The sequence below is a fragment of the Mesonia mobilis DSM 19841 genome (assembly GCF_000423405.1).
Classification (GTDB): Bacteria; Bacteroidota; Bacteroidia; order Flavobacteriales; family Flavobacteriaceae; genus Mesonia; species Mesonia mobilis.
Window position 1 is genome coordinate 40,696 of the sequence record NZ_AUHX01000014.1, and the last position, 23,367, is coordinate 64,062.

Annotated in this window: 24 protein-coding genes; 10 read left to right on the top strand and 14 right to left on the bottom strand. The window is 35.5% G+C overall.

The genetic code is table 11. The features are described 5' to 3' along the window. The first annotated feature begins 105 nt into the window (after nucleotides 1-105). Together G551_RS0110760 and G551_RS15720 are read left to right on the top strand one after the other, a co-directional pair. The gene (locus tag G551_RS0110760; RefSeq protein ID WP_262492864.1) at nucleotides 106-870 is read left to right on the top strand and encodes an AraC family transcriptional regulator; all 765 of its coding nucleotides are present in this window, start codon (nucleotides 106-108) and stop codon (nucleotides 868-870) included. Nucleotides 871-966: 96 nt separating this feature from the next. Then, on the top strand, nucleotides 967-1,572 hold the full coding sequence (locus G551_RS15720) for a pseudouridine synthase (protein WP_051191371.1): 606 nt from the start codon (nucleotides 967-969) through the stop codon (nucleotides 1,570-1,572). Here the strand turns inward: G551_RS15720 and G551_RS0110770 are convergent. The 5 genes from G551_RS0110770 to G551_RS0110790 form a co-directional block, all read right to left on the bottom strand. Next, entirely contained in the window at nucleotides 1,520-2,221 is a 702-nt protein-coding gene (locus G551_RS0110770) for an N-formylglutamate amidohydrolase (RefSeq protein WP_027885586.1), read from the bottom strand. The two genes, G551_RS15720 and G551_RS0110770, sit on opposite strands and share 53 nt — an antisense overlap. Then, nucleotides 2,218-3,438, bottom strand: coding sequence for a glutamate-cysteine ligase family protein (locus G551_RS0110775; RefSeq protein ID WP_027885587.1), 1,221 nt, complete (start codon nucleotides 3,436-3,438; stop codon nucleotides 2,218-2,220). The genes G551_RS0110770 and G551_RS0110775 overlap by 4 nt, the downstream gene beginning before the upstream one ends. Before the next feature lies 1 nt (nucleotide 3,439). Continuing rightward, a complete protein-coding gene (locus tag G551_RS0110780) occupies nucleotides 3,440-4,891 on the bottom strand; it encodes a RimK family protein (protein WP_027885588.1) in 1,452 nt (483 codons plus the stop codon). Between the two features lie 131 nt (nucleotides 4,892-5,022). After that, nucleotides 5,023-6,984, bottom strand: coding sequence for an endonuclease (locus G551_RS0110785; protein WP_027885589.1), 1,962 nt, complete (start codon nucleotides 6,982-6,984; stop codon nucleotides 5,023-5,025). Nucleotides 6,985-7,046: 62 nt separating this feature from the next. After that, a complete protein-coding gene (locus G551_RS0110790) occupies nucleotides 7,047-8,009 on the bottom strand; it encodes a lipid A deacylase LpxR family protein (protein ID WP_027885590.1) in 963 nt (320 codons plus the stop codon). Nucleotides 8,010-8,151: 142 nt separating this feature from the next. Here G551_RS0110790 and G551_RS0110795 point away from each other — a divergent pair, with 142 nt between their 5' ends. Next, nucleotides 8,152-8,787, top strand: coding sequence for an NAD(P)H-dependent oxidoreductase (locus G551_RS0110795; protein WP_027885591.1), 636 nt, complete (start codon nucleotides 8,152-8,154; stop codon nucleotides 8,785-8,787). Nucleotides 8,788-8,839: 52 nt separating this feature from the next. Here G551_RS0110795 and ribB read toward each other — a convergent pair whose 3' ends face one another. The 9 genes from ribB to G551_RS0110840 all read right to left on the bottom strand — a co-directional run bounded on the left by ribB (nucleotide 8,840) and on the right by G551_RS0110840 (nucleotide 17,067). Next, the gene (gene ribB, locus G551_RS0110800; protein WP_027885592.1) at nucleotides 8,840-9,988 is read right to left on the bottom strand and encodes a 3,4-dihydroxy-2-butanone-4-phosphate synthase; all 1,149 of its coding nucleotides are present in this window, start codon (nucleotides 9,986-9,988) and stop codon (nucleotides 8,840-8,842) included. Between the two features lie 35 nt (nucleotides 9,989-10,023). Continuing rightward, nucleotides 10,024-11,553: an LptF/LptG family permease gene (locus tag G551_RS0110805; protein ID WP_027885593.1), complete on the bottom strand. Its 1,530-nt coding sequence runs from the start codon at nucleotides 11,551-11,553 to the stop codon at nucleotides 10,024-10,026. A 4-nt stretch (nucleotides 11,554-11,557) separates the two neighbouring features. Next, nucleotides 11,558-12,205 carry a LolA family protein gene (locus tag G551_RS0110810; RefSeq protein WP_027885594.1) on the bottom strand — a complete coding sequence of 216 codons (648 nt, stop codon included), beginning with the start codon at nucleotides 12,203-12,205 and terminating at the stop codon, nucleotides 11,558-11,560. 16 nt (nucleotides 12,206-12,221) lie between these two features. Beyond that, a complete protein-coding gene (locus G551_RS0110815; protein WP_027885595.1) occupies nucleotides 12,222-14,735 on the bottom strand; it encodes a DNA translocase FtsK in 2,514 nt (837 codons plus the stop codon). Nucleotides 14,736-14,834: 99 nt separating this feature from the next. Further along, a complete protein-coding gene (locus tag G551_RS0110820) occupies nucleotides 14,835-15,197 on the bottom strand; it encodes a diacylglycerol kinase (protein ID WP_027885596.1) in 363 nt (120 codons plus the stop codon). Then, a complete protein-coding gene (gene tpx, locus G551_RS0110825; RefSeq protein ID WP_027885597.1) occupies nucleotides 15,197-15,697 on the bottom strand; it encodes a thiol peroxidase in 501 nt (166 codons plus the stop codon). Before tpx ends, G551_RS0110820 begins: the two co-directional genes overlap by 1 nt. Before the next feature lie 102 nt (nucleotides 15,698-15,799). After that, nucleotides 15,800-16,048: a DUF6952 family protein gene (locus tag G551_RS0110830; protein ID WP_027885598.1), complete on the bottom strand. Its 249-nt coding sequence runs from the start codon at nucleotides 16,046-16,048 to the stop codon at nucleotides 15,800-15,802. Further along, nucleotides 16,029-16,343: a thioredoxin family protein gene (locus G551_RS0110835; RefSeq protein ID WP_027885599.1), complete on the bottom strand. Its 315-nt coding sequence runs from the start codon at nucleotides 16,341-16,343 to the stop codon at nucleotides 16,029-16,031. The genes G551_RS0110830 and G551_RS0110835 overlap by 20 nt, the downstream gene beginning before the upstream one ends. Nucleotides 16,344-16,428: 85 nt before the next feature. Continuing rightward, on the bottom strand, nucleotides 16,429-17,067 hold the full coding sequence (locus tag G551_RS0110840; protein WP_027885600.1) for a peroxiredoxin: 639 nt from the start codon (nucleotides 17,065-17,067) through the stop codon (nucleotides 16,429-16,431). Between the two features lie 212 nt (nucleotides 17,068-17,279). Between G551_RS0110840 and hutI the strand changes: the two genes are divergently transcribed. From hutI to G551_RS0110875, 7 genes are all read left to right on the top strand, one after another. Then, complete coding sequence (gene hutI, locus G551_RS0110845) at nucleotides 17,280-18,518, top strand: imidazolonepropionase (protein WP_027885601.1); 1,239 nt, start codon at nucleotides 17,280-17,282, stop codon at nucleotides 18,516-18,518. A 17-nt stretch (nucleotides 18,519-18,535) separates the two neighbouring features. Beyond that, on the top strand, nucleotides 18,536-19,516 hold the full coding sequence (locus G551_RS0110850) for a formimidoylglutamase (RefSeq protein ID WP_027885602.1): 981 nt from the start codon (nucleotides 18,536-18,538) through the stop codon (nucleotides 19,514-19,516). Next, nucleotides 19,517-19,987 carry a GNAT family N-acetyltransferase gene (locus G551_RS0110855; protein ID WP_027885603.1) on the top strand — a complete coding sequence of 157 codons (471 nt, stop codon included), beginning with the start codon at nucleotides 19,517-19,519 and terminating at the stop codon, nucleotides 19,985-19,987. A 2-nt stretch (nucleotides 19,988-19,989) separates the two neighbouring features. Beyond that, nucleotides 19,990-20,781, top strand: a complete 792-nt coding sequence (locus G551_RS0110860; RefSeq protein ID WP_027885604.1) for an MBL fold metallo-hydrolase — start codon at nucleotides 19,990-19,992, stop codon at nucleotides 20,779-20,781. A gap of 100 nt (nucleotides 20,782-20,881) precedes the next feature. After that, the gene (locus tag G551_RS15725; RefSeq protein WP_051191372.1) at nucleotides 20,882-21,202 is read left to right on the top strand and encodes a VOC family protein; all 321 of its coding nucleotides are present in this window, start codon (nucleotides 20,882-20,884) and stop codon (nucleotides 21,200-21,202) included. Nucleotides 21,203-21,437: 235 nt separating this feature from the next. Continuing rightward, nucleotides 21,438-22,637, top strand: a complete 1,200-nt coding sequence (gene xerA / locus G551_RS0110870; protein ID WP_027885605.1) for a site-specific tyrosine recombinase/integron integrase — start codon at nucleotides 21,438-21,440, stop codon at nucleotides 22,635-22,637. Between the two features lie 66 nt (nucleotides 22,638-22,703). Further along, a complete protein-coding gene (locus G551_RS0110875; protein WP_027885606.1) occupies nucleotides 22,704-23,348 on the top strand; it encodes a hypothetical protein in 645 nt (214 codons plus the stop codon). The last annotated feature ends 19 nt before the right edge of the window (nucleotides 23,349-23,367 follow it).

The following is a 23,367-nucleotide window of genomic DNA, read 5'->3' on the forward strand; positions in this document are numbered from 1 at the left end:
ATTATCGCAAACAGCCAATAAGTTATTGAAACAAGACAAAAGCTTTCTATCAACCAAATTCAGCCAAAATATTACCTCACCGAAGTAGATAAAGAACCAGGAAGCATCTACTGTTACCACAACCCGATGGGCGAAGTTTCTATTGAATCGCATTCGCACCAAAAAGCGCAATTTTTATATACCGAAGGCGGCTTGGTGTATGTTAAGAATGAGTTGGAAGAATTTTATCTTCCGGCGCGACATTTTATGTGGATCCCGCCCGGAGTTGAACACGCCATTTTCCCGAGTTCTCCAAAAGTGGTAATGCGTAACCTTTACTTCCCGGTACAGAAAAATGACAAAGCCTTTTATTTTCAGCCAGGTATTTATCCGGTAAACGATATGCTATTACAACTCTTATTGTTTACTGAAAGTTGGAATGGCGATATACTACCACAAGACCAAGAGAAATTCCCGATCGCAGTGGCTTTTAAGGTTTTACTTCCGCAGATCTCAAACACACCCGTTTTACTTAATTTACCGGTTGCTCGTGACGAACGTTTAAAGAGAGTTACCCATTTACTTCGGAAAGATTTAAGTAAAAATCGAAGCATTGCAGAAATTGCCCAACAATTCTCTATTAGCGAACGTACACTGCATCGTCTTTTTAAAAAAGATATGAATATTTCCTTTATTCGATACTACACCTTACTCCGCATTTTCACGGCGATCGAATATATTATTGAAGGAAAATATACCATTGCAGAAATTGCCTTGATGGTCGGTTATGCATCTTTACCAAGCTTCAGCAATACATTCACCAAAATTGTAGGTAAACGTCCAACAGAATATTACAAATCAAATTACATCTCGTCACTTTCTAAAGTTTAAAAAGATAGTTCCGATTAATTTTAAAAGTAGTTTTTGTATTCATATTTGGAAATTTTCAGAAATTGAAGTATCATTCTCCAAACAGCAACAACAATTATGCACCGCCATTTTAAATTGTATAAACCCTACGGATATCTGAGTCAGTTTATCACCAATCAGCAAAAAGCCAAGAAGAAAAAAATGCTGGGAGAATTGTACGATTTCCCTGAAGAAACCATGTCGATCGGAAGATTAGATGAAGATTCTGAAGGTTTACTTTTATTAAGTACCGATGGTAAAATGAGTTTTGCGATTTTGAGCACTTCTGTTGAAAAAGAATATTATGTACAAGTTGATGGTTTAATTACCAATGAAGCAATTGAAGCATTACAACTAGGCGTAGAAATTGGCATTCAAGGAAAAAAATACACTACACAACCGTGTAAAGCTCAAAAAATTGAACCGCCAACTTTACCTGAACGTGCTAAAAAAATTAGAGATGAACGTCACGGACCAACCTCTTGGGTTTCGATCACTATTACTGAAGGCAAATATCGCCAAGTAAAGAAAATGACCGCTGCTGTTGGCTTCCCAACTTTACGCTTGGTGCGTTATCGCGTAGACCAAATGACGATTGAAAATATGCAAGCCGGAGAAGTTGAAGAAGTGACTAAAACATTGAATGCTCATTTTCCCGAAGTCGCTCAAGCACACAAGCAATAGCTTGTTTTATTGCTGCTGAAAACTGATTCTCTACAACGTATTTCTGATTAATTTCTAACTCAATTCCCGTGTAATTTGCTGGAAATTTCTTCCGAAGGTAAGTCGTCAATCCATCAGCTTTCCCTAAATATGGATAATTGAATCTTATCTTAAATCCCGGCAATTCCTGTTGAAGCTGAAGTTTAAAGTTTTTGCTGAAATTTTTCTCGTTCGTTTTTGAAGAGTTATACAAAATCCCAACGTCAGCATTTCGTTCTATTCCGTTGAATATGGGAGTAAATGAATGAAGCGACAAATGAATCACTTTTTCTTGGAAACGAACCCAAGTTTCTATCTGCTTTTCTACTGAATTTCGATAAGGAAAATAATATTGCTGAAGTATTTCTTCTTTTTTTTCTGCTGAAAATTCTTTGGATACCTCAGAAAATAATTGCCGATGATGCAAAGATCTGTTCAACTCGACAAGCAATCGGCTAACTTCAGATTTAAGACTAAAATCGGCTAAAAATTTCACTTCTTCAAACAGATCTAAAGTTCCTTGATCGTAACCACGATGAGAATTTAATGCTTGTTGTTGATGTTGAAAAAAAGCGTGATACGCCGGCGGAATTTCATTTCCGCCGTGTTCACAAGTAATAAGTAATTTCAACTTACAAACAGTTTATTTTTATGTAAACAATCCGCTAGTTTTTGATAAACCTTTACCATATTTTCTTCTGAAAAGTTTTCACCTAAAGCTTTTAAAATTCTCATAGAAAGCGAACCGTTCTTTAAAATCACTTGAAGAGTTTGTCGGGTTTCTTCATTCAATTTTTCAGCTACTTTTTCAAAGAACAATTTCCAAATTTCTTGAGCGGTATAGTTCTTTTCAGTGAAACCAAAAACCGATAAAAATTCAATATGTTCAATATTTGCTTCTTCCGCAGAACGAATGGTTTCATTTAAAATTTTAAATAATTCATCTTCGTGTAAAAGCTTTAATTTTTCGAGATCTAAAAGATCGATCATCCATTTTAGAACTTCGACCACAAACATTGCGATCGCTAAATCTGCTTTTGGGCATTCCTGCAAATCTAACACTCGAATTTCAATCGCATTTCGATCGAAACGAGCAATAGCTCCACGAGAATTTAAAAAGTGATGCTCTAAAATTTTCTCGGTATCGTAAGGTTGAATCGCTTGATTAATTGGTTCGAAAATTTCCTTATAATAGGCTGCTTTACTAAAAACCCGCTCCGGAATCACTTTCCCGGCCAATACCGGTATTTCTTTTTGGTTGGTTTTATAGACTTGCATTCGGCTATCTTTAAAACCCGTCAACTTACTTTCAAAAATCGGCGAACTCGCTGCTAAAGCCGGTAACAAAGGCAACAAAACCCGAATCGCAGCATGTAATTTTTCAAACTCTAAATCCTCATAAAATGGCAAATTTATGTGCATACTTTGCACGTTTGCCCAACCGTGACCTTTGCAATTAAAAATTCGGTTATAAAGCGCATAAACTTCAGAAAAGCTATGTTTCCAAAGTTGAGTATCTGTTAACGGATTCATCATTGGGTGAGACGCCGTTGGTAATAATTGTAATTCTTTTGCGGCGAGCAACTCGTTAATTTCAACTATATTTTGATGAAATTGATCGCTTAGTTTTTTGAGATCTTTCGCAGGTCCGTTGGTTTTTAGTTCGACGACGTGCGCAACTAATTCGTTACTCCAAGCGATTTCTCCGTTTTCAACATCAGAAGTGATTTCACCCTGCTTCAACAGCAACAACTCATCTACTTGCGGAGCGATTTTTAAGTCTTTTTTGTTCACAAGCATGTATTCTAACTCGATCCCGAAAACATCAAAAAGATGGTATTTTTTCATCTTACTTCTCTTCTACTCGTTTGAGTAAAGCTTTAATAATTTGTTGGTAAACTTCATCGCCATAATACACATCTTCTACTCCATAATCGATGTTGGGGTTATCGTTAATTTCGATCACCAACGGCTGTCCGTTAACTTCTTTAATATCGATTCCGTACAATCCCAATCCCATAATTTTAGCAGATTTTACCGCGGCATCAATTATGTTTTGCGGTACATTTTCTATCGCCAAACAATCGGCATTACCATCTTGGTCTTCTTTATCTTCTGCTGCCCAATTGTAAATTTGCCAATGCCCTTTTGCCATATAATATCGGCAAGCATAAAAAGGTTTTCCGTCTAAAATACCAATCCGCCAATCGTAATCTGAAGGCGTAAATTCTTGTGCGATAATTAAATCTGAAGTTTTCAGCATTTCTTTCACCAAGTCTAGATATTCAGTTTTAGTCTGAGCTTTTTTCACTCCAAATGAAAAGGTAGAATCGGGACTTTTTAACACACACGGCAACTTAATTTCTTCCAAGACTTGCTGTATATTTTCTTGATGTACGATTTTAGTTTTAGGGGAAGCAATATGAGCATTTTGCAAAGCTTCTGCCATAAATACTTTATTACAGCATTTTAAAATAGCATCGGGGTAATCGATAATCGCTATATTTTCTTGCTGGGCTTTTCGGGCAAAAGCGTAAGCTTCGTTATTTACTTCTGTACTTTGACGAATAAATAATGCATCGAAAGCCGAAAGCCGTGAAAGATCTTTCGGCGAGACCATTTCTACATAAAAGTTATTCTTTTCAGCAATGTCTATAAACTTTTTTAAAGCTTTAGCATTACTTGGCGGCGCAGGATCGTTTTCGTTTACCAAAATTGCCAAATCGTACAAAAACTTAGAAGGTTTTGCCGTATCGTAGCGTTTTTTAGCAAAATATTGAAGTGCAAATTGCTCGACGCTCGTTTTATGTTCCTGTGGAATTTCAGCATAAGCAATCGCACGAATATGTTGAATATTCCATTTATGAGTAAAGTTGAATTTTACTCGTAAAAACGGAATCTGAAAATTCTTAAAAAAAGTTGCGCTCAGTTCTTTATATTTTTGAGCCACGTTTTGCCCAAAATAAATACTCAAAACAAACTCTCGAGATTTAATACTTTTTAAACTTTGCTGAATTAAATCTTCAAATTCTTCTGAAATTACTTTCACCAATTTTGGCGCTCGTAAATCGACGAGATTTTTGCTGTTCGGAATTGGAGAATGTCCGCGTGCTTCTGCTAAAAGCGAAACATAATAGCCTTTAGATTGATACGAATAATCTTTACAAAGATTAAACACCCGAAGGTTTTTCTGGCTCGCAAAATCTGCATTAGTAAGGTATTCTTGAGCCGAAACTACCTGAATGTTTTCTGCTAGAAACTTCCAGGATTTGGGATTGTCTACGACAATATATTTGTTCATTTACATTATTAAAAAACCGGGTAAATGTAATTTAAAATTGAATTGAGAAATGAAAATATTTCATAAATTTTAAGCATAAAAAAACCTTCATTTTGCAATGAAGGTTTTTGATTTATATAGGATTAGAAAGCTTACCTCACAATCACTTTTTGTACTTTGCTACTTGTTGTAGTATTGATCTTCACCAAATAAACTCCAGAAGATAATTCTGGGTTAATGGTTATGTTTCCTGTAGCTTTTTTGCTGTAAACTTTATTTCCTAAAATTGAAAATATTTCAATTTGATAATCACCGTTTACTCCTACAATATTTAATTCAGCAGCAGTTGGGTTTGGGAAAATCTTAATTTCGGTAAATTTATTTTCTTGTGTTGAAAGTTCTTGATCCCAAGTCTGGCCGGCTTGTAATCCCCAAATGTAATCTACCAATTCCGGTTGGTCGATAAACGGATTTCTATTCATCTGCCAATTGTAAATTACATTATTTCTATTCATTTCGAAATCGTCTGGCGGATCGTTTTGGTGCCATTGTAATAAAGTAGCTAAATCTCCGAATTCTCCTACATTTCCATCAGGGTAACCATTTACAACGTCTAGATCATTGTAGCGAATCGCCATATACAAAATACTTCTTGCTACATCACCTCTAAAACTTCCTTGCGTATTCGCAGGGCCGGTATATTCAGTTGGACCGTAAAACTGATTTCCTCGAGAACTATTCTCAGGACCATCTACAGCGCGTAAAGCGTGAACGTCAGAATTTCCGTGGCGTAAAGAATCTGCAGTGGTATTCCAATATACATTAATACCATCGGCAATGTCATCTTCTTCGATGCTGTAAAAACCTCCGCGAGATCTCGGGTACGTATGTTCTCTATTCCAAGTACTGGTATTGTCTGAAGAAGTTTGTCTGTCTAATTTTGGGCGACCTTGCTCGGTGTACACCAACCAAACTTCATTGCTGTTAGCCGGGTTTTGATCTGCCTCTTCTAAAATATCGTAAACATCGGTATAAGTTTGAGCGCGCACGACTCCTTCTTCAGCAATAATAGCTTGCAGAGCATCACGCAATCCTTGACCAGATTCTCCATCTAATGAGTTATAATAACCTACCGGAGCGCTACTTTCAACTTCAGTATAAGTTGGGTTTACAGGAGTTCCCCAAGCAGCTACTGTATAATCGTTATCGACTACTCGAATTAAAATGTTGTTGTTTAACTCAACATACTCATTTGGTAACGGATCCATCGCAATGATCAACTCTTCATCACCTTCATCATCATTATCGTCGATAATGGTAATGTTTGTTGTTGCTGAATTTTGACCTTGAGGAATAGTTACACTCGTACTTCCTGAAAAATCTGAAGCATCAAAACCTCCGTTGCTCAAACTAAAAGTAATGGTTAAGTCGCTTCCTGTAACATTTTGCTGAGTGGTAAATTGTATCGGGAAAGTATCGCCTTCATTATATTCAGTTGCATTTACGTTTATCGAAACACCATTTAAAATTACTCCGCTTCCATCGTTTAATTGTCTAGGAGTTGGTGCACCAACAAAGTAAGTTCCGTCATTATTACGTTGTATCGATTCAAAATCTTTATTGTTGTTTTCATCTTCATTTATTTGAACTGAAACTCCTAATAAATTCATTAAACCGGTATCGTCTGCATCGTTGGTATCGTAAACCAAAGCGTCAATTAAATTGATGGTTGTCGCTTGTGTACCTTCAGGAAAATCGAAATCGTCACCTTGATAAATTGCGACCGCATCGGCACCATTTTGAATCGTGTTATCTGAAATAAAATATTGAGGAACAGGAGAAACTCCCATACTTCCTATAACAAACAATCCATTAATATCAGATGTAAAACCATCTAAATCTATCGTATAATAACTGCTATCGTTACCGCTTGTCGAACCGTTAAAAAACACTAATACATAACCGTCTAAAGATGTATAAGGATTATCGGTTTTTAATTCTACAAACTCTAGATCATCAACACCATCGGTATCAGAATCTAGCTCATTAATAACTACTTGAGCTTTTAAAGAGGTAATCGCTAAAAGTAATAGTAGGGTAAAAATTTTTCTCATTTGCTTTCTTATTAAGAGTGCAAAGGTAAGCAACAAGAATTGGATGCAAGATTAAGGAATGATTAAAATTTATAATCAAGATTTACAGAAACATAGCTATGCGTTTTAATTGTATCAATCTCCCCGCTATTAAAGTGATAAACCACTCCTAAATTAAAACGATGATAGGCTGCATAACCTCCAACATTTGCGTGAAATGTTGAATGATCAATATCATCTAAGGTTCGTGCATCGGGAGTATCGCTAAAAATGTTACCTTGTAAAGTTGCATCGTTGGCAATATACTTAAACCCTGCAGAAGCTTGCACATAATATTCAACAGCATCTTTCGGCTGAAATATCGAATTATTCAAGGAAGCAGTTTTCCCCAGGTCATAAAATCTTCCTACACGCATATACAATTTTGGGATCACATAAGAGCGAACATTCCCTAAAGAAACTTCACCACTTCCGAAGAAATCATACCAATTTTTATTAACAATACTTTTATAGTAATTCGCCTTTAAATTTACGCCTAACATATTCGGGATTTGATTTTCCCAACCTTGTAAAACCGTGTCGCCTGATATGTTACTATGAAACCAATCTTGAACTGTTCCTGCTTTAGAAATTTCACCTAAAACCCCAATATCAGTTTTTAGGGTGAAAAATGAATTTTCAAAAATATATCGCGTTGCAAAAGTTGCATAACTCCATCCCGCAAACGGTCGATCGCCGGTCGGGATACCCGTTTCAAAATCGTAATTTGGCGTATATGCTTCTAAATGAATAGAAATATCGTGCAAAAAAGCTTTTTTCTGCGGAAAGATTTTCGAAATAAAATTCTCTTGTTCCGGAGCAAATCGATACGCGGCATTCACCCCAAAGGTATACGACCGATCTTTATTGGTAAGTACAGCAAAAAAGTCGTTATCGGTCCCAAAATTTAATTGATGCCGATAATGGTTTTGTAAAGAGTCTTGTGCTTTTACTTGAGAAATATTCAGTAGAAAAATAAACAGAATGGCGGAGCAAATTAATTTCATCAATCTTTATCTAATTTAATGCAAGTTGCACCATAAAAACATGACTACAAATAGATTTAAAAAAGTTTTATGATTCTACCACAAGTCTTCTTTCATCGAAACAGGCTTACGTATATTTGCAATCCTTAACGAAGAATATTTTATGAGCAGTCTTACCTCTTTACAATGGCGATACGCAACTAAAAAGTTTGATGCTAGCAAACAATTATCTCCTGAACAAATTGATGTTTTAAAACAATGTTTTAATCTAACCGCAACATCTTACGGTTTGCAGCCGCTGCAATTGGTAGTAATTAAGCATAAAGAATTACAAGAACAACTTTTACCTCATAGTTTTCAGCAACAACAAATCGTGACTGCTTCACACCTACTGGTAATTTGTATTGAAAAAAATATTGATGCTGAATTTATCAATCGATATTTTGAATTGACTAAAAATATAAGAAATACTCCGGAAGAGATTTTAAAGCCATTTCGAGAATTTTTACTGAAAGATTTTGGAGCTAAACCTCAACAAGAACAAGAACAATGGGCCATAAATCAGGCTTATTTGGCATTAGGAAATTTGCTTACGGTTTGTGCTGAGGAAAAAATCGATGCTTGCCCTATGGAAGGTTTTGATGCTGAAAAATATGATGAAATCTTAAAGCTGAAAGAAAAAAACTTAAAATCAGTTTTAATATTACCGGTCGGTTACCGCGCCGAAGACGACATTTTTGCAGATTTTGAAAAAGTAAGAAGACCGTTGAGGGAAACAGTTATAGAAATAAAAGAGTAAATCGCTTTTGTAAATTTTTAAAAAAACCTCTCAATCGAGAGGCTTTTTTATTTTAATAACTTAAATATTCGGTGATTTCTAAGCCGTAGCCGATCATCCCGACTCTCTTTTTTTGTTGAGAGTTTGAAAGTAATTTTATTTTATGGATCCCAAGATCGTGTAAAATTTGCGCTCCGATCCCGAAATCTTTATTATCCATCGCTAAACGCGGCGCTTTAATTTCTCCGTTTTCCTGATTCTCTTTTAATCCGCGTAAACGATTTAAAAGATTTAAACTTGAAACTTCTTGATTAATAAATACGATCGCGCCTTTTTCTTCTTTATGTAAGGCCTTAAACATATCGTCTAATTTCTTATCGGCATCATTAGTTAACGTACCTAAAATATCGTTGTTCACTAAAGTTGAATTTACCCGAACCATCACCGATTCTTCTGTCGTCCAACTTCCTTTGGTTAAAGCAATATGAATTTGATCATTCGTCGTTTGTTTGTAAGCTCTTAAACGATAAGTCCCAAAACGAGTGTTGATATCGAAATCTTCTTTCTTCTCGATTAACGAATCGTGTTGCATTCGATAAGCCACCAAATCTTCAATAGAAACTACTTTTAAGTCGAAACGTTTTGCTACTTCAACCAATTGAGGTAAACGTGCCATTGTTCCGTCTTCATTCATAATTTCAACAATCACTCCGGCCGGTGAAAGTCCTGCTAATCTAGCAAAATCGATCGCTGCTTCAGTGTGACCGGTTCTTCTTAAAACGCCACCTTCTTTTGCCTTTAGAGGAAAAATATGACCGGGACGCCCTAATTCGTAAGGCTTAATAGAATCGTCGGTTAAAGCTTTAACCGTTTTTGATCGATCTGATGCTGAAATACCCGTGGTACAACCGTAACCTTTTAAGTCGATAGAAACGGTAAATGCAGTTTCCATCACGTCGGTATTATTACCAACCATCATATCTAATTGCAATTCTTCACAACGCGATTCGGTAAGTGGCGCGCAAATTAATCCGCGGCCGTGAGTTGCCATAAAGTTGATCATTTCTGGAGTCACTTTTTCAGCAGCTGCCACAAAATCACCTTCATTTTCGCGATCTTCATCATCGACCACGATCACCACTTTCCCTTCACGAATGTCTTCGATCGCTTCAGGAATGGTATTTAATTGTATTTTATTTTCAGTAGTTATATCTGCAGACATTTCTTATAAATTTTCTTGCTGCAAAGGTACACAATCTATTCTGTGTCTTTCTTTTTTATACCGGCAATTTTTGAGAAGAACTTCTTGATAGGTTCTGTAATTACATCGGTATTGATAAATCCTTGATCGGTAGTTGCACGATAGGTTAAATAAATACTTAATGGGAACATAATAAAAGTTGAAAGCCAAGTGGCTACAAACGGACTAATAGTACCATCTTCTGCACTATTCTTGGCAAAAATACCCACAAAATGATAAGTTAAAAACAATAAAATCGCCACTACCATTGGTAAACCTAAACCTCCTTTTCTAATAATTGCTCCTAATGGCGCACCTACAAAAAACAATATAAAACACGCCACAGCTAGTGCATATTTTTCGTGCAGCTGGATTTCTGTTTTATTTAAACGAGAGGCTTTTTTCTTTAAAATACTTTCTTTGCCTTTAATGTTCGATAATGTACCACGAACAGCTCCTAACGCAATATTGGTTACTTGTTGTTTTTGACGTAGATCGTAGCTATCAAAAAACTCTTCAATCGTATTTACCTCGTAAGTAATTGTATCTTTAGACTGAACACTTTTTATCTTACTACTGCTTAAATTTTTAGGCTTGTTTAATTTCTTTAAAGCTGAAGTATCTTTTTCTTTTTCGCCATCGCCTAATCTTCTGGCTCCACTTCTTGAAATAATATTGTTAGAAAAATTAAGCTTGTCTTGATTTAAATCTCCCGAAAGTGAATCTAAGGATTCATTCAACTCAGGGATATTGAGCATTTTATAAGAATAATTATACTTAGTTTCACCTAAATCGACATCATTAAAACTAGAGAGATCGATATTGATATTGTACTTTTCAAAATAACTCTTCAGGTAAGGTTTTTTACGTCGCTCTTTATAATCTTTTGGCTGTAATTCATCATAATAATTACCATTATATAAAACCAATGCCAAGCCTTTGTCTCCCGTATTTATCAATTCACCAGATTCAGCTTTGATCACGGTGAAATTACCGATTTTCTTAGGCGTTTTTTTATGAATGATCACATCTCTAAACTTATCGCCTTCATCGCCATATTTTTCAGCAACCTTCATATTTACATCACCAATTTCATTAAAAGCGCCTTCTACGATCGCCATCGAAGGTTTTAATTCTCGAATGTTGTAACGTAAATTAATTAACTTAAATTCTGCCCAAGGAATAACCGTATTAGCAAAAAATAACGCAACGACACTTAAAAATGAAATGAAAAAGATGAGACTTCGCATTGCTCGTTGGAGCGAGATCCCGGAAGACTTCATAGCTGCAAACTCATAATTCTCTGCAAAACCACCAAAAACCATAATGGAAGAAACCAAAATAGTTAAGGGTAATACCAGCGGAATTAAACTTGGGGTAAGGTATAATAAAAACTTACCGATAATAGCGTAATCTAAGTCTTTACCGGCAAGTTCTGAAATGTGTAACCATATTCCCTGAAGTACAAAAATGAACATCAGAATGACGAATACAGCTAAAAACGTTCTTACAAAAGTTGAAAATATGTAGCGATCTAAAATCTTCAATAGACTAATCTAAACGATTAATATAATAACCTTGGTATTTTTCTTCGTTAAATGAAAACAGAATCGAAGACATAGGCTGGTTGGTTTTAAAGCTGTTTACTTTAATAGTCACTTTAGTGCCATTGTCTTGCGTCTGTATTAAATTGTAGATATGTTTGGTTTGTACATCGATACCCAATAAAATCTCTTTTACTTCAGCATTAGAGTCGATAGGAGTTAATTTGATGTACTGAATTTTTCTTCCTTTTACGTTCTGCTTAATATCCCATTTGTAAGTGTAACCATCTTCATAGAACGTAAGCATTTCTGAAGGAGTAATACCGGTATTGTCTTCTGGATTATAGGTTGAAATATTAATTTCTTCATCTTCAGGAATAATGGTGTATAATTTTTTCCCATCAAATAAACGCGTGGTCCCCATTAAGTTTAGACGGTACTTTTCATCTTTTAGTGCCACATCGCCACGAGTTTCCTGCTTGATATTTTCTGTGGTGTTTTCTAAAACGTAAGAGAATTCAATTTCAATATTATCGTAGGCTCTTACCTTTTTAGAAACCTCATCTAACAAAGCTTTTGCTTTTTCTGAATTCTGAGCAAAAGAAACGGTGCTAAATGCTACAAAAAAACTGAGTATAAAGGTTAATTTTTTCATTTGTTGTATGCTTGTTTTATTCATTATTTAAATGTTCTTCTAACGCAATTAAATCGGGCACTAAAACTTGTCTTGCTTTACTACCTTCAAACGGACCTACAATTCCGGCCGCTTCTAATTGATCGATCAATCTACCGGCGCGGTTGTAACCTACTTTTAATTTTCGCTGTAAAAGTGAAGCTGATCCTTGTTGTGCAGTCACCAACACTTCTGCTGCTTGATTAAATAGTTTATCACGTTCGTCTACATCTATATCAAGACTTGTGCCACTATCTTCAGATTCGTACTCGGGTAATTGATGAGCATCCGGATAGGCTTTTTGCGAACCAATAAAATCGGTGATTTTTTCAACTTCTGGAGTATCGACAAAAGCACATTGCAAACGTACCAAATCGTTACCTTGTGTGTAAAGCATATCTCCACGACCTATCAACTGGTCGGCGCCACCACTATCTAAAATCGTTCTCGAATCGATCTTAGAAGTTACTCTAAAGGCGATTCTTGCCGGGAAGTTAGCTTTGATCATCCCCGTAATTACATTTACAGAAGGTCGCTGCGTTGCAATAATTAAATGAATACCTATAGCACGAGCCAACTGCGCTAAACGAGCGATCGGAGTTTCTACCTCTTTTCCTGCCGTCATAATAAGGTCGGCAAACTCGTCGACAACCAGTACGATGTACGGTAAAAATTTATGTCCGTTTTCCGGATTCAATTTTCTTGCTTTAAACTTCTCGTTGTATTCTTTTATGTTTCTCACCATTGCATCTTTCAGCAAGTCGTAACGATGATCCATCTCAATACAAAGTGAATTTAGCGTATTAATTACCTTGGTATTATCGGTAATAATCGCCTCTTCACTATCGGGAAGTTTAGCTAAATAATGTCTTTCTATTTTGTTGAATAACGTAAGTTCTACTTTTTTTGGATCGACCAATACAAACTTTACTTCTGCCGGATGCTTTTGGTAAAGTAACGAAGTTAAAATACAGTTTAAACCTACAGATTTACCTTGCCCGGTTGCTCCTGCCATTAGTAAGTGAGGCATTTTAGCAAGATCGACCACAAAAGTTTCGTTAGAAATAGTTTTACCCAAAGCAATAGGTAATTGCATTTCTGCGTGTTGAAATTTAGAAGATGCCACTACAGATCGCATCGAAACGATACTTGCGTTTTTATTAGGCACTTCGATACCAATAGTACCACGACCCGGGATCGGCGCAATAATACGAATACCTAAAGCTGCTAAAGAAAGGGCAATATCGTCTTCTAAATTTTTAATTTTGGAGATTCTAATTCCGGCTTCGGGTACAATTTCGTAAAGTGTAACCGTTGGGCCGACGGTCGCTTTAATTTGCGCGATCTCAATTTTGTAATTCTTTAGCGTATTTACAATATTGTCTTTATTCTCTTCTAATTCTTGCTGATCGATCGTAATACTAGAACCACCGGCATTATAATCTTTTAATAATTCAATAGTTGGGAATTTGTAGTTAGAAAGTTCTAAAGTTGGGTCAAACTCTCCAAAATCTTTTACGATCTTCTTACTTAGACTATCTTCTTCTACCTCTTCTTCTTCCGCCGTTTCTACTTCCATCGCAACATCTTCCTCGTCGTTCGACTTGATCACGATCTTTTCTTTTTCTGAAGGCGTTGATGTTTCTGTTGAATTAGTTTCTGTATTTAAATCGATAGAAGAATCTTGTTCTTCTTCAATTTTATTTGAATTTTTTGCGGAAGTAGTTTCTTCCTCTTCCCCATCTTTACGCTCAAACTTAATCGCCAATTCTGCTTCTGTTTCTTCTGAAGCTGAAGTTTGCACGTTTTCTTTTACAATTGGTGCTTGTATTTCTTCGGAAGTATTTTCGGTAGTGTTGCTTGCAGTAGCAGATTCTTGTTGTGCTTCATCAAAATCTTCAGCAACTTCTTTTTTCGTTTTATGGAAATATTTTGCCAACATCTCCGGCGTTACATTTAATCGTGCTACTAAATACACAATTAAAATAAAAGCTAATAGTAAAACCGTTCCTGCAAAACCTAAGTAATCTTGTAAAAAATCGTTGGTTTCAAAGCCAATCATTCCGCCTAAAAGTGCATTACTTTCAGCAAAAAAACCAAGAACAGTAGAAAACCAAAGCATTACTAAAACACCCCAAAACCAAAAAGTTTTCAGGTTCTTTTTATTCATTCCGAAGAAAAAATAAAAACCGGTTAAACTTACCAGAACGGCAATGCTGTAAGCGGCAATTCCAAAACCTTTATAAATAAAGAAATTACTAATGCCGGCTCCAAATTTACTGAGCCAGTTTTTGGTTTCTACACTTCGGTCTGAGAGGTTACTAAGCGTACTTTGATCGACCTGCCAATTGAATAAAAAGGAAGTAAAAGCCACCAACAATGCGATACCAAAAAGAATTAAAAAACTCCCTAAAATCACCTTTTGTTTTCGGTTAAAATTTAGGTTGGGCTTTTTAAATTTAGTGCTTGCTTTTTGTTTAGTTTTAGATGTGGTCTTTTTCTTCTTTGCCATGAATTAGTTCTCGCTAAGGAGCAAAAATACAAATTCAACTGAATTAAAGATAACAAAACTTAGTTATCGCTCATTTAATTATAAACAGCAACAAGTTTTCTAAAATAAATAAGGTATATAAATTATAAAACCGACTACCACTGCGGTTACCGCGGCAAAAAATACCGCTCCGGCAGCCATATCTTTTATGAGTCCGATCTTGTGATGAAAATCTGGATGAATAAAATCTGCAATTTCTTCGATCGCAGTATTGGCAGCTTCCAGGCTTAATACCATTCCCATCGCGAAAGTCTGAAAAATCCATTCTGCAGTGGTTATTTCAAAATAAAAACCCAGAGCGACCATGATGATCGATATCACGATTTGCACCTGAATAGGAGGTTCTGTCTTTATAAGAATATAAGCTCCTTTTAAGGCGTAACCACAGGCTTTTATTCGTTTCCCCAGAAAGGAATTTTGCATTATAAAAGTGTTTTTAATGCCGAAAGATAATCGGGTTCATCGGCAATTTCTATAACTTGTTGCGAATGTAAAACTTTTCCTTCTTCATCGACAACAATCACCACACGAGAGAGTAAATTTTTAAATGGTCCGTTTTCAATCTCAAGGCCATAATCTTTACCAAATTGTTGCGTTTGAAAGTCTGAAAGTGTAATTACTTCACTTAAGCTTTCACCATCGGTAAAGCGTTTTTGCGCAAAAGGCAAATCGCGAGAAATACAAAGTACTTCTGTATTTTCTAGATCTTTGGCGCGTTTATTAAAATTTCTCACTGAGGTTGCACAAACATTCGTGTCGATACTAGGGAAGATATTGAGCACTAAACGCTTTCCTTTATAATCTGAAAGTTTTACGGTTTCTAAGCTTGAATTGAGCAATTGAAAATCTGGAGCTTTATCGCCTTCTTTGGGTAATTCTCCCACGGTGTTAAAAGCTTCGCCTTTTAAAGTTATGGTTGCCATTTTTATTTTAAAAGTACAAATTAAGCCGGCAAAACTTATTAAAGCTATCATAAAAAAAGGTTGCCATCTGGCAACCTTCTTCAATCTAATAATTATGGATAATTATTTATCTATAGAGCCTAAAACTTTTTTCACAAAGTTATTGGCCGCGTCTCTTTCTGGAACTCCTTCTTCAACCATATTGTGAACTTCTATGGCGCCACAAATATTGGTAATTAATTCACCGATCACATCCATATCTTCGTCTGTACAAGAACGGTGTTCGGTAAAAGATTCTAGAACCTCAACAGTGTGTTCCAGCTTTTCTTTCTCGTTGTTTTTCTGTAAGTGTTTAATTACTGGTAACTTCATCTACTAATTCTTTTAAAGATTCTAATTTGTTAGTTTGTACTTGGTTTACAAAACTTCCGCCTTTAAAAGTTGCGAAAGTTGGTAAATTATCAACCTTTGCTAATTTTCTTGATTCCGGATATTTTTCAGCATCTACCAAAATAAATTTTGCATTTTCATTTTCTGAAGCCATTTTTTTAAATTTCGGCTTCATTAAACGGCAGTTTCCACACCATCCGGCCATATATTGTACGATTACTGTATCGTTGTCTGATACGATTTCGCCTAAATTATCTTGTTCTAATTCTTGTAACATAGCTTATTTGTTTTGTTGGTTAAAATCTACCGGCAAAATGAATTGCCGGTAAATTAATTTTCTTTTTCTAGCAATTTTTAAAATCTTAGTTTGCTGCTAAGTAAGAAGAAACTCCTTCTCTATCTGCTTTCATCGCAGTTTTTCCTTCTTCCCAGTTTGCAGGACAAACTTCTCCGTGTTTTTGCACGTGAGTATAGGCATCGATCATTCTAATGAATTCACTTACATTTCTTCCTAATGGCATATGGTTTACACCTTCGTGAAATACAGTTCCTTCTTCATCGATTAAATAAGTTGCACGGTAAGAAACATTGTCACCATCTACAGTGTAAGCTCCTGTTTCTTCGTCATATCTTTCGTTGGTTGTGTCTAAGATCCCTAATCTTGAACTTAGGTTTCTGTTAGAATCTGCTAAGATTGGGTAAGTTACACCTTCGATACCACCATTATCTTTTGAAGTGTTTAACCACGCAAAATGAACTTCTGCAGTATCACAAGAAGCACCAATTACAATTGTGTTTCTTTTTTCGAATTCTGGTAAAGCTTCTTGAAAAGCGTGAAGCTCTGTTGGACATACATAAGTAAAGTCTTTTGGGTACCAGAAAAGAACAACTTTCTTGTTATTTTTTTTAGCTTCTTCTAAAACGTTAATTTTAAAAGTATCGCCCATTTCATTCATTGCGTTTACTTCTAAATCTGGAAATTTTTTACCTACAATAGACATAGTTGTTTTTATTTTTAAGTTAATATTTCGTTTTTGTTCACTGCAAAAATAAGACGAATATCTACTTCTAAAAACGATTCTTACTTATTAAATTTTATTTCACTATAAGTTTTGATTATCGAAATAGCAAAAACCTATAATTTAAAGTTATTTACGAGTTTTAAATCTCTTTTAGCGGAAAAAATTATTCGCAATTATGTATTTTTATTTTTATGAAAACACTTATCAAAAACATTAAGCAGCTCGTACAGGTTCGAGATCAAAATATCACCAAGCTTAAAGGCAAGCAAATGTCTTATTTACCAACGCTTAGTAATGCCTGGCTACTCATTAACGAAGATAAAATTGAAAATTTTGGCGGGATGGGAACACTCCCGAACATTGAAACCGATCAAGAAATAGATGCCACCGGTAAACTTGTGCTTCCTTCTTGGGTCGACTCTCATACACATTTGGTATATGCCGGTCATCGCGAACAAGAATTTGTCGATAAAATTAACGGACTCACTTACGAGGAGATCGCTGCCAAAGGCGGTGGAATTGTAAACAGTGCTCGCCAATTACAAAACACCAGCGAAGAAGAGCTTTACCAACAATCTTTACAACGCTTAGAGCAAGTGATAAAAATGGGAACCGGCGCTATTGAAATTAAATCGGGTTACGGTTTAACACCAGAAGCAGAAATAAAAATGTTGCGTGTGGCAAAAAAGCTTCAAAAAGCACATCCTATCCTTATTAAAACAACTTTTTTAGGTGCGCACGCTCTACCCGCAGAATTTAAAGACAATAAGCAAGGTTATATTGACCAGATCTGTAATGATATGCTTCCTAAAATTGCTGAAGAAAATTTAGCCGATTTTATCGATATTTTTTGTGAACAAGGTTATTTTGACATTCACGATACCGAGCAGGTTTTAGAAGCCGGTAAAAAATATGGCCTTCGCGGAAAAATTCACGTAAATCAATTCAACTCGATCGGCGGCGTAAAAACCGGTGTTGATTACAACGTACTTTCTGTAGATCATTTAGAAGTGATGAAAGACGAAGACATCGAAGCATTAAAAAATACCGATACCATTCCGGTAGCATTACCCTCGTGTTCTCTGTTTATAAAAATTCCTTACGCTCCGGCTCGAAAAATGATCGATGCCGATTTGCCTTTAGCCTTGGCTACCGATTATAATCCGGGAAGTTCACCTAACGGAAATATGAATCTTGTCGTTTCTTTAGCTTGTATAAAAATGGGAATGACGCCTGAAGAAGCCATCAATGCTGCTACGCTAAACGCTGCTTACGCAATGGGTATCGAAAAAACTCACGGTAGTATTACTAAAGGAAAAATTGCTAACTTGCTTATTACCGATCAAGTACCAAGTTACGGCTTTTTACCTTATTCTTTTGGTAATAACCATATAAGTCAGGTGATTTTAGGCGGAAAATTAGTTCAATAATTAATACGAAAACAAAGATGGAAAGTTTCGACTTTTATACTAAAGATAGAATTACCAATTATATTAACCATCGTAAAGGTGAAACCAAATTTGGAGAAGCTTTACAGTTTGTCAAAAATTTTGAAGAACTAGAAACTACCGACGTTGACTACGTGATTTTCGGTATTCCTGAAGATATTGGCGTTCGTGGTAATTTTGGTAAACCGGGAACTTCGAAAGCCTGGAGTGCATTTTTAAATTCATTTTGTAATATTCAGGTAAACAAATATAACCAACCTGAGAATTGTTTGGTTTTAGGCGAGATCAATTGCTCTTCGTTTATGAAGGCATCTTTAGCCACATACACTAAATTTGAATTGGGTGAAATTGTGCAAGAGATCGATGAGCAAGTCGCTATGGTGGTAGAAAAGATCGTTAGCTATGGTAAAATACCGGTCATTATTGGTGGCGGCCACAATAACGCTTATGGTAACATTAAAGGAACTTCAAAAGCTTTAGATCGCTCAATTCATGTTCTAAATGTAGATGCACATACCGATTTGCGTGAAACCGATTACAGACATAGCGGTAATGGTTTTCGTTACGCAAAAGAAGAAGAATATTTAGATCGTTATGCGATGGTTGGGATTCATAAAAATTATACGCCGCAGTATATTTTTGATTATATGAATGCCGATAAGCACATAAAATATTCTTTTCTAGAAGATTATTTACATTTAACGACCATCGAAAAACTCATCAAGTTTAAAAAAGCCACCGATTTTGTACGCAATCAATTTGGCTTAGAAATAGATTGCGACAGCATTAAAAACTTTGATAGCAGCGCGATGACACCAAGTGGTTTTGGTGTAAATGAGATTAGAAGTTTCATCAAACTTTCTAAAAAACAAAAAGTCTTATACTTACATTTATGTGAAGCTTCTCCCGAAAACAATACGATGATCGGGAAAGCCTTAAGTTATTTTGTATCAGATTTTATAAGAGAAGAAGAAAAATAAATGAATTTAAAAATTAAAGAATTTACCCCGCCTCTAGCCCAACAATTTGCCGATCTAAACTTAGCCTGGTTAGAGAAATTTTTTAAAGTAGAACCTCACGACAAAGACGTACTCTATAACTGTGAAGAAGAAATTATTGCCAAAGGAGGTAAAATTTTCTTTGCTGAATTAGATGAAGAAATCGTAGGGACATTTGCTTTACTTAAACTCGACGAGCAAACGTTAGAACTCACTAAAATGGCGGTCGATGAAAAGCTACGCGGAAAGAAAATAGGACAATTTATGCTGAAGTATTTTCAGCAATATGTAAAAGAACATCCAGAATTTGAATATGTACTGTATTCTAGCCGACAATTAGAAAACGCCATTTACCTCTATCGTAAATTCGGTTTTCAAGAAGTTGAATTAGAAAAAAATGCTCCGTATGAACGAGCTGATATTAAAATGATTTACCGACCAAACCATTTATAAATATGAAAAAAATACTTTTAGTAAGCGCTTTAAGTGTATCACTATTTGCTTGCAAACAAGAAGCTAAAGAAAACGAAAATAAGCAAGAGATCTCTCCTGCCGTAGCAGAGAAAATAGAAAAAAGCCAAGAAGATGCTATAAAAGTAATGCCGGAAGAACACGCCTCGTTTGCGATGAAGCTTAATAACAGAATTTTTTATGTTGACCCTGTTGGCGGAGCCGAAAAATACAATAAACTCCCCCAACCCGATATTATTTTTGTAACTGATATTCACGGCGATCATATGGATGCCGAAACTTTACTAGCGCTTACCCAAGAGAATTCAGCAATACAAATTGTTTGCCCAAAAGCGGTACGCAAACAACTTCCGGAAGAATTACGTAACCGCATAGTTGTGATGAGTAATGATGAAGAAAAAGATTTTTTAGGGGTTCACGTAAAAGCGATGCCAATGTATAATTTGCGTGAAGAAGCTAAAGATTTTCACGTAAAAGGTCGCGGCAATGGTTATTTATTTAATGTGAACGATCGAAAGATATACGTTTCTGGCGATACCGAAGACATACCCGAAATGCGCAACTTAAAAGATATCGACTTGGCTTTTGTTTGCATGAATTTACCTTACACGATGCCTGTAAATTCAGCAGCCGATGCTGTATTAGATTTTAAACCGAAAAAAGTTTACCCATATCACTACCGCGGTAAAGATGGGATGAGCGATGTAGAACAGTTTGAAAATATCGTTACCACTAACAATCCAGAAATTGAGGTAGAAATTTTAGATTGGTATTAATTAGTATTACAAAATTTAAAAAAAAGAAAGTTACCTTAATAAGTATCCCGTTCGAGATCAACAGAAGGCTTTAGCTTTTTATACTGAAAAATTAGGTTTTTTGGTAAAGAAGAATGAAGATCTTGGAAACGGAAATTACTGGATCACTTTAGTGGCTAAAGATTGGCAAGACGGGCCGGAACTTTTGTTGAAACCGGCTCCCAATCTTTTTGAACCTTCTAAAGTTTATCAAGATGCATTATTAGAAGCCGGCATACCTTACACGCAATTTTTGGTGGAAGATCTAGCTGCAGAATTTGATCGATTAGTTACAATAGGAGTTTCTTTTACCCTGAAGCCTTCTGAAATGGGAAATGTAAAGATGGCGATTTTTAATGATGAATGCGGAAATCAAATTCAGTTAGTGGAAGAATTACAATAGCGGAAATTGGAAAAAATCATATTTTATGGAAAAATCCCTATTCAGAGCTTTTTTTTATGGTTTTATTTCTCTAATTTTGAAATACTTATCCTCGAACAGTTTTAGAAATGCAAAAGGGATTGAGCGTTTGTTGGAGCTCTTTTTAAATTTCTGCAGTGCAAGAATTTAAAAAAGCGACTCGCGAAAGCCCGACCTGAGCTTTTTTAGCGAGGGTTTTGCCCAAATTATTTAATTTATGATAACCACCAGAAATACAGTAGATCTATCGCCTTTAGAACATCGCGGTAACTTGCAGATCATGATTAAATTTATTTATCGTGTAGAGGTTGTTAAAGATTTAAAATTATTGCCCAACATTAAATATACGCAAACGCACAGTTGTTATTATTTACCATATTCGTTAGAAAACAAACAGGTTTTGTTTACTTTTTTTAATGATCGAGGCTATTTTGTAGATTATAAAAAATTACAGATACAAAAGCCCATTAAGCGGGAGAGGTTGCCTAATTATTACCGTGTTGATCGTGAGAAATTGAGTGCCGGAGATAAGAAGAATTTATGGAAATATGTGCATTACTTACGTGGTAAACGATATAGCGAAAGTACGGTAAAAACTTACTATCAATTTGTATTGATGCTGGTAGATTATACCGATAAGCCTGTTGAGGAGTTAAACTATCGTGATTTTGAAATTTTTTTAGAGCAGGTGATCGCTAAAGGAAATTATTCTATTAGTTCTCATCGGCAATGTGTGAGTGCTATTAAACATTTTTCTGATCTTTTTGCTATTGATCCTAGAGATAAGGATCTGAATATGTTGCGCCCAAAGAAGACTCGAAATTTACCTACGGTTTTATCTAGAAACGAAGTAATTAGGATTTTACAAGTCACTAAAAACTTAAAGCATCGGGCGGTTTTAGGATTAATTTATAGTTCTGGATTGCGTATTGGGGAGTTGTTGAGCTTGCAATTACAGGAGATCGATGTAGATCGAAAACAAATTTTTATTAAGTCTGGTAAGGGTAAAAAGGATCGCACTGTAATTTTAGCTGAAAGTATATTGCCGTTGATCTACAATTATTTGAATACTTATACTCCAAAAAAGTATTTTGTTGAGGGCCAACATGGTGGTGCTTACAGCCCGGAAGCTATTCGGAGTTTTTTAAAGAAATCGTGTAAACAGGCAGGTATTGTAAAGCGAGTAACGCCGCATACTTTACGCCATTCTTTTGCGACACATATGCTGGAAGACGGTGTTGATTTACGCTATATACAAACGCTACTCGGCCATAGCAAACCGGAGACTACAATGATCTACACACACGTAACTCAGCGTGACTTGATGAACATTCAGAGTCCGCTAGATCGTGTTGTAAATCAGCTAAGAGGAACTGATAACCACAAGCAAAAAGTTGGTTTATCCGGCGAATTTTAATTATAAAACCGTTATATTTGTTTGGATATAACACGTTGCCCACAATTTGAGAGAAATCGTAAATCAATGAAAATAAGTCTGTTAATTGGAATTTTTTTTTACTCAACTTTATTTGCGTGCGGAAACGAAAATGATGAACGATTTATTTTTTTCCTTCATAACCGATTTTTAGAAGAGCACGATTTGAATGAGCTGCATCCTGAATACGGAACAACTGAATACAAAGAAATTATTAGCGAATTTGAAAAAAGTGGTTTAAATGTAATTAGCGAAAAAAGAAACGGTAATGTTAACGCAAGAGATTACGCAGTGGGAATTGTAAATCAAATTGTAAATTTAATTAAAACAGGAGTTGAACCTCAAAAAATAACAATTGTTGGAACTTCAAAAGGTGGTTATATCGCTCAATACGTTTCGACGTTAGCAAATAACCCAAACTTGAATTTTGTGTTTGTTGCAAGCTTCAGGAGTAGCGATATTCAAAATATACCTGAAATTAATTTTTGCGGAAATATTTTAACAATTTACGAAAAGTCCGACCCATTTGGAGTTTCTGCATTAGAAAGAAAGAAAATTTCGAATTGCGAAATAAAACACTTTAAAGAAATCGAACTCAATACAGGATTGGGACACGGATTTTTATTCAAACCTTTAAAAGAATGGATTGAACCGACTATAAAATGGGCAAATGGAAATTACAATGTGGAATAAAAAACTGTGGGCAACAACG

Excerpts from the sequence above, each read along its gene's own strand:
- G551_RS15720 (WP_051191371.1), top strand. The coding sequence starts at position 967 with ATGCACCGCCATTTTAAATTGTATAAACCCTACGGATATCTGAGTCAG.
- G551_RS0110775 (WP_027885587.1), bottom strand. The coding sequence starts at position 3,438 with ATGAAAAAATACCATCTTTTTGATGTTTTCGGGATCGAGTTAGAATAC.
- G551_RS0110780 (WP_027885588.1), bottom strand. The coding sequence starts at position 4,891 with ATGAACAAATATATTGTCGTAGACAATCCCAAATCCTGGAAGTTTCTA.
- G551_RS0110785 (WP_027885589.1), bottom strand. The coding sequence starts at position 6,984 with ATGAGAAAAATTTTTACCCTACTATTACTTTTAGCGATTACCTCTTTA.
- G551_RS0110790 (WP_027885590.1), bottom strand. The coding sequence starts at position 8,009 with ATGAAATTAATTTGCTCCGCCATTCTGTTTATTTTTCTACTGAATATT.
- G551_RS0110795 (WP_027885591.1), top strand. The coding sequence starts at position 8,152 with ATGAGCAGTCTTACCTCTTTACAATGGCGATACGCAACTAAAAAGTTT.
- ribB (WP_027885592.1), bottom strand. The coding sequence starts at position 9,988 with ATGTCTGCAGATATAACTACTGAAAATAAAATACAATTAAATACCATT.
- G551_RS0110810 (WP_027885594.1), bottom strand. The coding sequence starts at position 12,205 with ATGAAAAAATTAACCTTTATACTCAGTTTTTTTGTAGCATTTAGCACC.
- G551_RS0110815 (WP_027885595.1), bottom strand. The coding sequence starts at position 14,735 with ATGGCAAAGAAGAAAAAGACCACATCTAAAACTAAACAAAAAGCAAGC.
- G551_RS0110820 (WP_027885596.1), bottom strand. The coding sequence starts at position 15,197 with ATGCAAAATTCCTTTCTGGGGAAACGAATAAAAGCCTGTGGTTACGCC.
- tpx (WP_027885597.1), bottom strand. The coding sequence starts at position 15,697 with ATGGCAACCATAACTTTAAAAGGCGAAGCTTTTAACACCGTGGGAGAA.
- G551_RS0110830 (WP_027885598.1), bottom strand. The coding sequence starts at position 16,048 with ATGAAGTTACCAGTAATTAAACACTTACAGAAAAACAACGAGAAAGAA.
- G551_RS0110835 (WP_027885599.1), bottom strand. The coding sequence starts at position 16,343 with ATGTTACAAGAATTAGAACAAGATAATTTAGGCGAAATCGTATCAGAC.
- G551_RS0110840 (WP_027885600.1), bottom strand. The coding sequence starts at position 17,067 with ATGTCTATTGTAGGTAAAAAATTTCCAGATTTAGAAGTAAACGCAATG.
- hutI (WP_027885601.1), top strand. The coding sequence starts at position 17,280 with ATGAAAACACTTATCAAAAACATTAAGCAGCTCGTACAGGTTCGAGAT.
- G551_RS0110850 (WP_027885602.1), top strand. The coding sequence starts at position 18,536 with ATGGAAAGTTTCGACTTTTATACTAAAGATAGAATTACCAATTATATT.
- G551_RS0110855 (WP_027885603.1), top strand. The coding sequence starts at position 19,517 with ATGAATTTAAAAATTAAAGAATTTACCCCGCCTCTAGCCCAACAATTT.
- G551_RS0110860 (WP_027885604.1), top strand. The coding sequence starts at position 19,990 with ATGAAAAAAATACTTTTAGTAAGCGCTTTAAGTGTATCACTATTTGCT.
- xerA (WP_027885605.1), top strand. The coding sequence starts at position 21,438 with ATGATAACCACCAGAAATACAGTAGATCTATCGCCTTTAGAACATCGC.
- G551_RS0110875 (WP_027885606.1), top strand. The coding sequence starts at position 22,704 with ATGAAAATAAGTCTGTTAATTGGAATTTTTTTTTACTCAACTTTATTT.